Below are 13,456 nucleotides of genomic sequence, written 5' to 3' on the forward strand. Positions count from 1 at the left end.
GCCTTTGGCTTCTGCATAAGCACAACTAAACTCTCTTCGCTTTGCTCCATTCGTTAAGTTGCGCTAAAAATCGTAAGGAATATCTTTATCAGCTACAACCTTACCATCAACTCGAATGGTATAACCAGCCGTCTCTCCTTTTTCAATAGTCATCGGAATGGTTACAGTTTTGTCATCTTTAATTTTAAAGCTTTGTGCAGCTGACGATCCTTTGTCATCTTTATCTCTCACATATACCTTCACTTCTTGACTTTCATCATCATCACCCGTATAGGGAACTTGATAGGTTTCTGTATATGTTTTAGTTTGTGATTTTTCATCTTCTTTAGATGACTTATCTTCTTGCTCATCAGAATCTTTACCATCTTTTTTCTCTGATGATTTCGGTTCACCTGTGGATACCACAAATTCTATAGTAGAACCTTCATCTACTTCTTCGCCTTTAGGTGATTGACTAATGACATTATCCTTTTTAACTGTTTTATCAGAGCGTTTTTCTACAGTAACTACTTTAAACCCTTTAGATTCCAGCTCGGATTTAGCAGTCTTAAACGATTTTTTCTCATAATCATCCACATAAATTTGTTTAACACCTAACGATTCAGTCAATTTAATATCACTATCATTGATTTTCACTCTGTCTCCTGGTGAAATACTTTGTGCTTCAATTAAACCTTTAGCAACATTTTGTTTTGTATAAGATTGGTCAACTTTAGCATCATCAATTCCTAGTTTTTTTAATTTATTTAACGCTTCTGATTTTGGTAAGCCATATAAATTTGGCATTTCTGCAGTTTTAGGACCTTTTGATAATACAATGTCTACTTTACTTTGCTGTTCTAAACGCTCACCTTTTCCTGGTGTTGTTTTAATAATTTTATTCTCCGGATACTTATCACTGTATGCTCTTGTAGTTTTGCCTAATTCTAGTTTGTTATCTTTTAAAATACCTTCTGCTTCTTTTTCAGTTTTACCTATTAAATTAGGTGTTTCTAAATATTTATTACCAAACATTCCCATAGCCATGAAACCAAAGAGTCCAAATAAAAGTAGTACGATGATTAAACCATAGAAAAACTTTTTCTTTTTTGATCTTTTTTTCGGAGGCATCGCATATAATTGTTCCTCATTTGATTGAAAATATTGTTGATTAACAATTGGAATTTGCATGGTTTGATTCATGCTTTTTGATTTATCTTCAGCACGTGTCTGATTAGCTATTTCATTTTTATCAATAGGAACCGTTTTAGTGTCAGCATCAACAGAATGATATGGTGATTCATTCTCTCGCTCTTTTGACAGCACAGTAGACAAGTCTTCTTGCATTTCTTGAACTGTTTGATAACGATCATTCTTATCTTTTTCAGTAGCTTTTAGCACGACATTGCTCAGTGATTGTGGTACTTCAGAACGTTTATTAGAAACATTAGGCATCGGATCTTGAATATGCTTTATAGCAATGCTTACTGCTGTTTCACCTGAAAATGGAGGTTGCCCTACTAACATTTCATAAAGCACAACACCAATAGAATATATATCAGTACCGTTATCTGTTGCATCACCGCGAGCTTGTTCAGGAGAAAGGTATTGAACCGTACCTAAAACATGATTTGTTTGAGTCATCGTTGTTTCACTTAATGCTTTTGCAATACCAAAATCTAATATTTTTAATGTTTGATCACGATTCACCAAAATATTTTGAGGCTTTACATCACGATGAACAATTTTTGTATCATGTGCATGCTTTATTCCTTCAATAATTTGTTCAGTAAATTTGATTACAGTTTTGATGTCTAAAGGTCGATGTTGTTGAATATATTCTGATAAAGTGGGACCTTCTATGTATTCCATCACTAAAAAGAAATTTTCATCATTTTCAGTAACATCAAAAACATTAACGATATGTTTATGTGAAAGTTGTGTTAAGTTGTGAACTTCACGCTCAAAACGCTTAATTGTTTCTTCTTTTTCACCAGAAGGTATCCTAATAGCTTTGATTGCTACATTGCGATTCAAAATAGTGTCATCAGCCAAATAAACCGTGCTCATGCCACCGCCGCCAAGCTTTTTTATCACTTTATAACGTTCGCTTATTAATTTTCCAATCATACCTTATCTCCTTCAATTTCTGCTAAAACAATGCTTACATTATCATTTGTTTCTTGTGATAATGCTAATTCAATAAGATTCCGACCATGTGTTTCTAGATCATTTTCTTGCATTAATTCTTCTTGAATCATATGATTTCTTGCAAAATCTGTTAATCCATCCGAATTTAATAATAGAAAATCATAAAAATTGGTTCTTTTTACAAAAATATCTGGTGTTACTACTTTATCCGTACCCATGACTTTTGTAATGATATTCTTTTGGGGATGATTAAATGCTTCTTCGACACTAATTTGCCCTATCATTACTAAGTGATTAACGAAGGAATGATCATTTGTAATTTGTTCAATTTCTCTACTATTAATCAAATATCCTCTTGAATCACCAATATTTGCGACAACGACATAATCATCAAATACAAGTGCACAAACACAAGTTGTTCCCATGCCATGATAGTCTGCATTGTCAACTGAGAGTTGATATAATTCACGGTTAATCGCTTTTAGTGTGGTTCTCAGCCAATCTTCAGCTTGGTTAGGTTCAATTAAATTTTCTTCTTCAAAACGACGTTGCAACTCATCTGTCACAAATTGACTTGCTACTTCTCCTGCTAAATGTCCACCCATACCATCACAGAGTACAAGTAATTGTTGTTCTGTTTGATTATAGAACACACCACCTGCATCTTCGTTCTTATCACGATATTGACCTGTGTCAGTAAAAAATTGTGCTTTTAGCATACTATTACCTCGTTTCTACTTTTCGTTCCTTAGCTCTTAATTGACCACATGCTGCATCAATATCAGCACCTTGTTCTCTTCTTATTGTTGCATTAATACCTAGTCTCTTTAATTCTTTTTCAAATTTAAAAATATCCTCTTTAGGTGTCTTAACGTAATTTCTTTCTGGTACATGATTTACAGGTATTAAATTCACATGACAGTTTAATTTTTGGATTAAATGTGCTAATTCTCTTGCATGTTCAACTTGGTCGTTGACTCCTCCAAACAGTCCATATTCAAATGTAATACGTCTATTTGTTGTTTCTTGATAATATTTAATGGCTTCCATTAATTTTTCAACATTATACGCTCGATTAATAGGCATTAAACGAGAACGAATTTCGTCATTAGCACCATGTAAGCTTACTGCAAAATTTATTTGAATATCTTCGTCAGCAAAATCATAAATTCTAGGTATAATACCAGAAGTAGAAACAGTAATATGACGCGCACCTATATTTAAACCATTATCATGGTTAACAATCTTTAAAAAGTCCATCATTTCATCATAGTTTTCAAATGGCTCACCAATTCCCATGATTACAATTTGTGATACACGTTCATCGGTTTCATCTAATGCTTTTTGGACAGTGAGTACCTGAGATACAATTTCTCCCGCTTCTAAATTACGCTTTAGGCCACCTAATGTGGATGCACAGAATGTACAACCTATACGGCAACCCACTTGAGTAGTAACACATACGGAGTTCCCATATTCATGTCTCATTAATACTGTTTCAATCGTGTAACCATCTTGTAATTCAAATAAAAACTTAATCGTTCCGTCTCTACTTTCTTGTTTAACTACTGTAGTCATCACTGTCATTGCAAAATGGTCTTTCAAAAGTGCTCTTAGCTCTTTAGACAAATTTGTCATTTCATCAATGCTATCTACTCGTTTTTCATATAACCATTCAAAGATTTGTTTCGCTCTGAATTTTTGTTGTCCATTTTCTTTTAACCAATTTTCCATTTCATCATATCTCAAAGAGTAAATAGATTGCTTTTCGAAATTGGGAAGAAATTTATTTTTTTTCTTCTTCTCTGCAGTTATCATTATTTATTGTTCCTTTCTTTTTATCCTAGTAATGAAAAAGCCATCAGAATTAAATTGCTGTGGTAGCACCTGTAACGTTTTTACTTTTTCTCCACTGATTGGATGTTCAAATAAATCAAATTCAAAATCTTTATTTTCTTTTAAAAATGTATATATAACATTTTCATTTTCTAACTGTTCTATCGTACAAGTTGAATAAACTAATGTGCCACCAGGTCGCAAATGATTTTTCACGTTATTTAAAATTTCTAGTTGAATATTCACTAAAGATTGAATGCTTTGTTGACTTTGTTCATATTTGATTTCTGGCTTATGTCTAAGTACACCCAAGCCACTACAAGGTGCATCTACCAAAATCTTATCATACACTTTATCATAATTTTCCGTCGCATCGTGACTAAAAGCAGAAATGTTAGATAATCGTAATTTTCGAATATTAAAATCAATCAAGTCGATTTTATGTTCATGGATATCTGTCGCATCTACATGTCCAGTACCGTGAAGCCTTTCTGCTATATGGCATGCCTTTCCACCAGGTGCACTACAAGCATCTAATACAAGGTCGCCATCTTGGAGATTCATTACATCAGCTACAAACATAGAGCTTTTATCTTGGATAGACACTAGACCATCTTTAAATACACGTGACTCTATAATTGGTTTACCACTAATATGTAAACAAATTGTAATGTCACTATCTTGCGTTACAGTATAACCTTCGTCTTCTAAACGTTGCATCACATTTTCAACTGAAATTCTTGTCAAATTGACCCTTACAGTTGTTGTCACTTTTGTTAAAAATGATTGTGCAATTGCTTCAGTTTCTTCTATTCCAAAGTGTGTAACCCAGTGATCAACAAGCCATTTGGGCAAACTATATTGAATAGCAATGCGCTTCTTATCGTCCGTAATTTCATTAAAATTTGGTAATTCACTGCGCATAAGGTTTCTCAAAATCCCATTAACCACATTACCGTTATGCGGGCCACCTTTATATTTTGCTATATTAACAGCTTCATTAATAATCGCATGTTCAGGGACTTTATCCAAGTAAATATACTGATAGATACTCATCCACAGTAATTGTCTGACCCAACCTTTAAGTTTAGTTTGTACGAAAGGTTTCAAATAATAATCAAGTGTATATTTTCTTTTTAATGTACCATATACCAATTCGGTTAATAAATTCTTATCTGCCCGGCTCAAATCATTATTGGTTAATACCTCGTTAATAATAATATTACTATATGCCTTATCATTAATAATATCTTGTAATGTTTCAAAAGCTAATAATCTTACATTAGTTTCAATTGTCATTTTAATACCTTCCCAACGAGTGTTGATTGCACACCACTTAAGTAATTAGCTGTAGGCATTCTTTTTTTACCTGCAACTTGAATCTCTGTTAATGCAATCGCATCGTTAGAACCTGTAGCCACAATAATTGCTTTCTTAGTTGTCTCTATTATTGTACCCGGTTCACCATCTTTATCATTTTCAATGCGAGAAGCATAGACCTTTAAATTTTCTTCATCCATTATTGTGTAAGCAACCGGCCATGGAGACAAGCCTCTAATATGGTTATAAATTACTTCAGCAGGTTCTGACCAATCAATTTTTTCATCTTCACGACGAATATTAGATGCAAATGTTGCTTCGTCTTCATTTTGAACAATACTTTCATTCGTACCATTAATAATAGAAGGAAGTGTTTCTTTTAATAATTCAGCACCTAAAAAGCTTAATTTATCATGCATCACACCAACGTCATCTTGTGGTTCAATATCGATTGCTTTTTGAGATATAATATTTCCAGCATCCAATTTCTTAGCCATATACATGATAGAAATACCAGTTTGTTTTTCTCCATCAATAATCGCTTGATGTATGGGAGCGCCACCTCTATATTTAGGCAATAATGATGCATGCACATTGATAGCACCTAACCTTGGTGAATCCAATAAAGTTTGTGGTAATAATTGGCCAAATGCTGCAGTAACAATTAAATCCGCGTTCAAATCAATCAACATCTGTAATTCTTCAGATTGTGACAGTTTTTCCGGTTGATATACAGGAATTGCATGTTCTATCGCAACTTGTTTCACTGGTGGTGGTGTTAATTTTCGTTTTCTGCCAACTGGTCGATCAGGTTGTGTAACTACTGCTATGACATTATGTTCTGCAATTAACATTTCTAACACTTTTGTCGAAAAATCAGGTGTGCCCATAAAAATAATTCTACTCATTTTCAAAATACGCCTCCACTTCTGCTTCAGTCAAAATTTTATCCGCACGTTCTGTAAAAAACTTCCCTTCAAAATGGTCAATCATATGTAATATCATACGCGCAATATCATCATATGCTGTCATCTCTACTTCATTTCCATTTTTATCATTACTTTTAACAACAATCATTTTACTTCTTTCAACTTCACCATAAATGTCAGGTAATGAAATAGATCCTTCTAAGTCAGTTACTTTTTGGTCTGATTCGCGAATAATTTTTGGATTGATAAGTTGTAACAATCCATCTATTTCCATATCGATAATAGCTACTTTTTGTAAGATGCCAATTTGTGGCGCACATATGGCAGAAGCTTCAACTTCATACATAGTGTCTTCTAAATCGAGCAATAATTGAGCTAAGTTTTCATCAAATCGCGTTACATCAGGAACGTTTTTATGTAAAATTGGATTTTCTGCTGCAACAAGTTGCTTTATTGTCATACAAATTACTCCTCATAAAAATTCATCACATCATTATAACTTATTTTAGTTAAATTTGCACCAAGGTTAGATGAAATGCAAGCGTTAAAACAATACATATTTTCTTTTTTACGCTTTTACTTCATCACAAAATATAACCGCAAGCTCTCACATACAAGCTTACGGTGTAATATATTTTTATGCTCCAGTTAACTTTTGTAAAATCATAGCGATAACTTATTGATTTGATTACCAAATTCATCAAAATTGTTTTCGTTCAACCAATTTTCAAACTTACTTTTATAAAGTGACCACTCATCTGCTAACATAGCAAGCCAGTATGTATCTCTACTTCGTTGTTTATAAATAGTATGATGTTTAAATAAACCTTCATATTTGAACCCAAGTCGTTTTGCTGCTTTTATAGATGGTTCATTGAATGCATCACACTTCCATTCATACCTTCTATAACCCAACGTGTCAAAAATATATTTTGCTAATAAGTAGTGTGTCTCTGTAGCTATACGTGTTTGTTTCATTTTATTAGCATAATGAATATGCCCAACTTCAATCGTTGCATTTTGTTCATTTATTCTCAGTAATGATAAAATGCCTACCACGTCATTATCCAATTGATCAATTATAGCAAAAAAGTATGGATCTTTTGTTTGTCTTTTATTATTTATATATGCTGCAAAATCATCATAACTTTGAGGCTGCTCATCCGGTAAATAAGTCCAATTAGGTGCATCATCTTGTGCCTTGAAATGATTAAATAAAGGGTTAATATGTTGCGAAGTTAATTTTTCTAACCTACAGTACTTCCCTTCTAACACATCAACGGTTGGTGCTTTGGGTTGAGTGAAATTGATTAATGACTTACCAATAGGTTGTTTAAACTGATTATATTCCATTTATTTCCTCCCTTTTAAAATCAATAAGTATAAACCATTATCATATAATATTTCCATTAACGATTAAGCATTGAAATGTTTAGCAATTGCATATAATACCTTTATACCAATTCTTATAAATTAATAATATGTTATCATTATAATTTACATTACGAAAGCGTTTTCAATATTCAAATAGTATTTTTTTATAATTTACAATAGGGATTAATAAAAAAGTAGAAGTAAAAAGAAATCAATAATAGTTTAATTGAATTCTCTTACTTCTACTTCTTAATTTTATATTTAGATTTATTATATATTGAAAGGTTTAACCTTAATTATTATTTCAATAAAAAAATTTATATCTAATACTGTTCACTTCGTTATTTTATAACTCAATGGTCATGGAAGATGCATTTTTTATGAAACCAATTTTAGAATATAATGGTTCTGCATTAGTAGAAGCTTTTAAATTAACTATATTGACCTGTTCTGTTTTACACTTTAATAAAAGCTCATCTAAAATTTGTTTACTTAAACCTAACCCTCTGTACAATTTAGTTGTATAAACATTGGTAATATAACCTTCAACGCCAGAATAATTATCATATGCGGGTGGTATTTGTTGAAAAATAACTGCTCCTGTAGATACAACTTGTTGATTATCTATCATAAACACTTGGTAGATGTTTTCTTTGTCGAAAACATCTTCAAAATATTCTCTCATATTATCATCAATATCTTCAGTAGCAAGCATACCTTGATCCAGTAGTTGTTCTTTTCTTAATTTTATAATTGTTTCAATATCATTTTTATTTGCAATTCTCATCTCCATATCTAGTACTCCTTTTAAAGAAATATGAGCAAATAAATTTACTATATCTATCAATCATATTCAACTAATAATATTTATAGTTTAATAAAAAATAGGGCCATCAAATCAGCAAAACACCGATTTACAGACCCCATTTTAAAAAAAAGAAAAATATTAATTATCTAAACTGTAACTTAATCGCTAAACAACAGGTTTTTAAACACTACGGTTAAACCACATTTAATAGTGACCTACATCATCATTTGAGGATTAATGTCAATCTTCAGTGATAATTTGTCTTTTAAATATTGATCATGATAAAAATCATCTAAATATTTTAGCGCTTCGTGTAATGAAGGTTCGCTTTTATATTTAATTAATATTTGAAAGCGGTATTCATTATTAATTCGTGATAAAGCTGCTGGAGAAGGGCCTAACACTAATGCCTTATCTGATAAATGCTGTAACAATATTTTGTGTATATGTTTAGAAGCTTCCATTACTTTTTTCATATCTTTGTGTGCAATCGTAAAATTAATTAAAAAGAAGTATGGCGGGTATTTACCTAACTTTCTATAATTCATTTCTTTTTCAAAAAAAGAATGATAGTCATTATCTTGAACATCTTTAATTGCATAATGATCAGGATTATACGTTTGTATGATCACTTGCCCCTCTTTTTCATGGCGGCCTGCACGTCCTGAAACCTGTGTCAACAATTGATATGTACGCTCACTAGCTCTAAAGTCAGGCAAATTCAACATCGTATCAGCATTTAATACGCCAACTAATGTAATGTTTGGAAAGTCTAAACCTTTCGCTATCATTTGTGTCCCCAGTAAAATATCCCCTTTACCTGAACCAAAGTCATCTAATAATTGTTCATGTGCACCTTTTCGAGAAGTAGTATCTACATCCATACGAATAATCTTTGCTTCCTGAAAATTTTCTTGTAATAATTCTTCAACTCTTTGCGTACCCGTACCAACCTGTCTAATGTGTTCACTTTCACAGTTAGGACACTTATTGGGAGGGATTTCTTGATGACCACAATAATGGCATTTCAATTGATCCGTTGATTTATGATATGTTAGAGAAATATCACAATTAGGACATTGAGGTACATGACCGCAATCACGACACAACATAAATGACGCATAGCCACGTCTATTTAAAAATAAAACAACTTGTTCTTTTTTATCTAACCGCTCTTGAATCGCATGACGCAAATCTTCTGAAAACATAGAACGATTTCCAGATGCAAGTTCAGCACGCATATCTACGATGTTCACTTCTGGCAAAGCTTGTTGATTCACTCTATGAGGTAATGATAAAAGTTCATAAACACCTTTAGTTGCACGTGCATATGTCTCTAAACTTGGCGTGGCACTGCCTAATACTAAAGGACATTGATGATATTGACTGCGCCATTGTGCAATATCTCTAGCATGGTATCTTGGATAGTCCTCTTGTTTATACGAAGACTCGTGCTCTTCATCAATAATAATCATACCTAAATCTTTAAAAGGGGCAAACACACTGGAACGAGCACCAACGCTCACACTCGCTTTACCATCTCTAATTTTTTGCCATTCATCATAACGTTCGCCCTTAGATAACCCTGAATGTAAAACTGCAACTTCGTCCCCAAATCTTTGTTTAAATCTTAATACCATTTGGGGTGTGAGTGCAATTTCCGGTACTAACATCATCGCTTGTTTGTCCTGATTGAGTACTTTTTCTATGGTTTGTAAGTAAACTTCAGTCTTTCCAGAACCCGTCACGCCGTGTAATAAAAATGTCCGTTGTTCACTTTTATTAATCGTCTCAAGTATGGCATTATATGCTTCTTGTTGTTCTTGCGTAAGTTGTTGCTTTTGATCTTGTTCAAATACTCGCGTCGCAAAAGGATCGCGCTCTACAGTTGTATCATATTTCTCAATAAAACCTTTACGAGCTAATGTCTCAATGCTAGATTTTGAAAAGCCCATTTCTTCTAATTGCTTTAAAAAAACAACGTGATGACTTTCATCGATTAAATAAGCATATAATTCATATTGCTTTTTTGATTTTTCTAAAGAGCCTAATACCATATCATAATCAAAACCTTCGACGATGCGCACTGCACGTTGTTTCTTTTTCTTTAAACTTTGAGATAAAATGGTATCTTCAAGAATTGCACCTTGCTTTAAGAATGGTGCAATTAGAGTTAAGTCTTCATTTTTTTGTGCTTCTTTATATGCATAATGCCCTTCCGAGTCAAATCGTTTTAATAACTTTTCTGGTATAGCTTCAGCATCTTCAACTGCAAAAACTTTGGTATATTTAGCTTTGATTGCACTTGGAAGCATAACCTCTAACATAGAAATTCGCTTTGTAACAAAATAAGTATGATACCAGTCTGTAAGTTGTATTAATTCTTTCGTTAATTCAGGTTTAATATCTTGTATCTCTTTTATTTCTTTTAATTTTGATATATCCATATCAGTGTCAGGTTGCTTAGTGATGTCCATGACATAACCTTGTATCGTTCTCGGTCCAAAAGGTACAATTACACGCATACCAACTTCAATCATCGCTTGAAATTTTTGTGGAATTAAATAATCAAATGTAAAGTCAACACTTTTAGATGGGATATCTACGATTACTTTTGCTATCATTTTATTGCCACCTTGTTTCTAAACTATCTAGTATATGCTCCGCTAATATGACTTTTTTGTGTTTTCCTAACGCTATAGTTTCACCGTTTTTATAGTACATTGTATATGCATTATCATCAGAGCTAAACCCAATTGTGCGATCTCCAACATTATTCGCTATAATGACATCTGCGTTTTTACTTTTTAATTTTTTTTGAGCATATGTTTCAATGTTTTGTGTTTCTGCTGCAAAACCAACTAAAAATTGATTACCTTTATGTTCTCCCAAATATTTTAAAATATCGGGTGTGCGTTTAAAAGTAACCGTCAAATCGCCTTGTTGTTTTTTTAGTTTATGCTCTAATAATTCTGTTGGAGCATAATCTGATACTGCTGCAGATTTAAAGACAATATCCATGTTCTCGAATCGTGTTTTAACCGCTTCAAACATCTGCTGTGCACTTTCTACTTGTATGACTTCCACATTTTTCGGTGGTGTTAGCTTGGTTGGACCAGATATAAGTGTCACGGTCGCCCCTCTTTGAGCTAAAGATTCTGCTAGCGCATATCCCATTTTACCTGATGAGCGATTGGATAAATAACGAACTGGATCTAGTTCTTCTATGGTTGGTCCAGCAGTCACCAAAGCTTTCATACCGTTAAATCTACTATTTTTGGGTGTTGATATGTCGTGTTGAAAATATTGATTTAGCCTTTCTACAATTTGCAAAGGTTCTTCCATTCTACCTTTTGCAACGTAGCCACATGCTAAGAAACCTTCACCAGGTTCTAAGAAATAATAACCATCTGAACTTAACGTTGCTAAATTATGTTGCGTTCTTTTATTCTCATACATATGTACATTCATTGCTGGAGCGATAAATTTAGGTGTTTCTGTAGCTAATAGCGTTGATGTAACCATGTCATCAGCAATACCGTTTGCTAGTTTAGCGATTATATTTGCAGTTGCCGGTGCAACTACAATTGCATCTGCCCAATCTCCTAAAGCTACATGTTGAATTTCTTCTGGATTGTGTTCTTTAAAAGTGCTCGTATAAACAGGATTTCTACCGATGGCTTGAAAAGCTAAAGGAGTTACAAACTCTTGTGCATGGTCTGTTAACATCACTCTGACATTATAATCAGCCTGTGTGAGTTTACTCGTTAAATCTATTGCTTTATACGCAGCGATACCACCAGTTACAGCAAGTAATATATTTTTCATCGTAGTTCTCCTCCAAATAATTTATATCTTTCTATTAATGGTTTAACATAGTAGTTTATATATTTAATCTTCAATATAACTAAATATAGACAAATGTTTTTATTCCGCATTAGTTTAATGTATAGGATTACATAGCATGTTTTCATTTTCATTAGTTAAATTAACTTTTAATATTTTAGCTATATTGCTTTAAGTATAAATATGGTTACTGCTTATTATACACAAATTAATGTCCAAATTAAAAAAGCACACCTTGGCTATGAAACCTCAAAGTCATCGCATGCGTCCGACTTTTGAAGTGCACATCATTAACCCGGTGTACTTTTCAAAATTATAAAATTATATTATTCAATATTCGCTTAGAAAGTGTTATTTAGTAGTTTCAGGATAAATTTCGCCGCCAGCAATTTCTTCCAATGCTTTTCCCACTGATTTTTCAGAATTATATTTGCTTAATAGCGTACTATTTGGATGCTCGTCTAACTCACGTGCACGTTTAGCAGCAGTCGTAGCGATTAAATACTTTGATGTGATTTTTGATGTTAAATCATTTAATGGTGGATATAACATTATTTTTTTGCCTCCAATATCATTTTTCTATATTTTGCTTCAATTCTTTCCCTTTTCAAATGCTCAGCTTCAACAATAGATTGAATACGTTGCTTAGCTAATTCAACTTCATCATTAACCACAACATAATCATATAAATTCATCATTTCAACTTCTTTACGAGCTTCGAGTACTCTACTTTGAATTTTTTCATCAGACTCAGTACCACGTCCTACTAAACGTTCACGTAAATGATCTAAACTTGGTGGTGCTAGAAAAATAAATAATGCATCAGGGAACTTTTTACGAACTTGTTTGGCACCTTCTACTTCAATTTCTAAAAATACGTCATGTCCTTGGTCCATAGTATCTTTTACGTATTGCACCGGTGTACCATAATAATTACCCACATACTCTGCATATTCTATAAATTGATCTTGTTTAATTAATGCTTCAAACTCTGATTTTGTTTTGAAGAAATAATCTACACCATCGACTTCACCTTCACGCATATTACGTGTCGTCATCGAGATAGAATATTTATAAGATGTGGTTGGGTCATCAAATATTTTTTTTCTAACTGTACCTTTTCCTACACCAGAAGGTCCAGAAAGTACAATCAACAAACCTTTCTCATTATCCATGCCTTACTACCTCTCTAAGCTATTCTTCTATTATTAAA

General features: G+C 32.7%; 12 protein-coding genes. All 12 read right to left on the minus strand.

Features of this window, described 5'->3' with window-relative positions; translation table 11 throughout:
* Nucleotides 1-63 precede the first annotated feature (63 nt).
* The 12 genes from pknB to gmk all read right to left on the minus strand — a co-directional run bounded on the left by pknB (nt 64) and on the right by gmk (nt 13,418).
* The gene (gene pknB, locus KA824_RS07720; RefSeq protein ID WP_107384635.1) at nt 64-2,109 is read right to left on the minus strand and encodes a Stk1 family PASTA domain-containing Ser/Thr kinase; all 2,046 of its coding nucleotides are present in this window, start codon (nt 2,107-2,109) and stop codon (nt 64-66) included.
* On the minus strand, nt 2,106-2,849 hold the full coding sequence (locus KA824_RS07725) for a Stp1/IreP family PP2C-type Ser/Thr phosphatase (RefSeq protein WP_107384636.1): 744 nt from the start codon (nt 2,847-2,849) through the stop codon (nt 2,106-2,108). The genes pknB and KA824_RS07725 overlap by 4 nt, the downstream gene beginning before the upstream one ends.
* A 4-nt stretch (nt 2,850-2,853) precedes the next feature.
* Nucleotides 2,854-3,948, minus strand: coding sequence for a dual-specificity RNA methyltransferase RlmN (gene rlmN / locus KA824_RS07730; RefSeq protein ID WP_019467762.1), 1,095 nt, complete (start codon nt 3,946-3,948; stop codon nt 2,854-2,856).
* 3 nt (nt 3,949-3,951) lie between these two features.
* Nucleotides 3,952-5,259, minus strand: a complete 1,308-nt coding sequence (rsmB, locus tag KA824_RS07735; RefSeq protein ID WP_233422660.1) for a 16S rRNA (cytosine(967)-C(5))-methyltransferase RsmB — start codon at nt 5,257-5,259, stop codon at nt 3,952-3,954.
* A 2-nt stretch (nt 5,260-5,261) separates the two neighbouring features.
* Nucleotides 5,262-6,194, minus strand: coding sequence for a methionyl-tRNA formyltransferase (gene fmt, locus KA824_RS07740; RefSeq protein ID WP_181187476.1), 933 nt, complete (start codon nt 6,192-6,194; stop codon nt 5,262-5,264).
* Entirely contained in the window at nt 6,187-6,675 is a 489-nt protein-coding gene (locus tag KA824_RS07745; protein ID WP_107384638.1) for a peptide deformylase, read from the minus strand. Before KA824_RS07745 ends, fmt begins: the two co-directional genes overlap by 8 nt.
* A gap of 203 nt (nt 6,676-6,878) precedes the next feature.
* Nucleotides 6,879-7,568, minus strand: coding sequence for a GNAT family N-acetyltransferase (locus tag KA824_RS07750; protein ID WP_107384639.1), 690 nt, complete (start codon nt 7,566-7,568; stop codon nt 6,879-6,881).
* Nucleotides 7,569-7,935: 367 nt separating this feature from the next.
* Nucleotides 7,936-8,382 (minus strand): GNAT family N-acetyltransferase, encoded by a 447-nt coding sequence (locus KA824_RS07755; protein WP_107384640.1) that lies wholly within the window; start codon nt 8,380-8,382, stop codon nt 7,936-7,938.
* A 230-nt stretch (nt 8,383-8,612) separates the two neighbouring features.
* Nucleotides 8,613-11,021, minus strand: a complete 2,409-nt coding sequence (priA, locus tag KA824_RS07760) for a primosomal protein N' (protein WP_119535974.1) — start codon at nt 11,019-11,021, stop codon at nt 8,613-8,615.
* A 1-nt stretch (nt 11,022) separates the two neighbouring features.
* Nucleotides 11,023-12,225 (minus strand): bifunctional phosphopantothenoylcysteine decarboxylase/phosphopantothenate--cysteine ligase CoaBC, encoded by a 1,203-nt coding sequence (gene coaBC, locus KA824_RS07765; RefSeq protein WP_181187477.1) that lies wholly within the window; start codon nt 12,223-12,225, stop codon nt 11,023-11,025.
* A gap of 369 nt (nt 12,226-12,594) precedes the next feature.
* On the minus strand, nt 12,595-12,795 hold the full coding sequence (gene rpoZ / locus KA824_RS07770; protein WP_107385114.1) for a DNA-directed RNA polymerase subunit omega: 201 nt from the start codon (nt 12,793-12,795) through the stop codon (nt 12,595-12,597).
* Complete coding sequence (gene gmk / locus KA824_RS07775) at nt 12,795-13,418, minus strand: guanylate kinase (RefSeq protein ID WP_019467771.1); 624 nt, start codon at nt 13,416-13,418, stop codon at nt 12,795-12,797. The genes rpoZ and gmk overlap by 1 nt, the downstream gene beginning before the upstream one ends.
* Nucleotides 13,419-13,456: the final 38 nt, after the last annotated feature.

The organism is Staphylococcus sp. GDY8P198P (genome assembly GCF_017891615.1).
Taxonomy (GTDB): Bacteria; Bacillota; Bacilli; order Staphylococcales; family Staphylococcaceae; genus Staphylococcus; species Staphylococcus cohnii.

Excerpts from the sequence above, each read along its gene's own strand:
- rlmN (WP_019467762.1), bottom strand. The coding sequence starts at position 3,948 with ATGATAACTGCAGAGAAGAAGAAAAAAAATAAATTTCTTCCCAATTTC.
- rpoZ (WP_107385114.1), bottom strand. The coding sequence starts at position 12,795 with ATGTTATATCCACCATTAAATGATTTAACATCAAAAATCACATCAAAG.
- KA824_RS07755 (WP_107384640.1), bottom strand. The coding sequence starts at position 8,382 with ATGGAGATGAGAATTGCAAATAAAAATGATATTGAAACAATTATAAAA.
- coaBC (WP_181187477.1), bottom strand. The coding sequence starts at position 12,225 with ATGAAAAATATATTACTTGCTGTAACTGGTGGTATCGCTGCGTATAAA.
- KA824_RS07745 (WP_107384638.1), bottom strand. The coding sequence starts at position 6,675 with ATGACAATAAAGCAACTTGTTGCAGCAGAAAATCCAATTTTACATAAA.
- pknB (WP_107384635.1), bottom strand. The coding sequence starts at position 2,109 with ATGATTGGAAAATTAATAAGCGAACGTTATAAAGTGATAAAAAAGCTT.
- KA824_RS07725 (WP_107384636.1), bottom strand. The coding sequence starts at position 2,849 with ATGCTAAAAGCACAATTTTTTACTGACACAGGTCAATATCGTGATAAG.
- priA (WP_119535974.1), bottom strand. The coding sequence starts at position 11,021 with ATGATAGCAAAAGTAATCGTAGATATCCCATCTAAAAGTGTTGACTTT.
- gmk (WP_019467771.1), bottom strand. The coding sequence starts at position 13,418 with ATGGATAATGAGAAAGGTTTGTTGATTGTACTTTCTGGACCTTCTGGT.
- fmt (WP_181187476.1), bottom strand. The coding sequence starts at position 6,194 with ATGAGTAGAATTATTTTTATGGGCACACCTGATTTTTCGACAAAAGTG.
- KA824_RS07750 (WP_107384639.1), bottom strand. The coding sequence starts at position 7,568 with ATGGAATATAATCAGTTTAAACAACCTATTGGTAAGTCATTAATCAAT.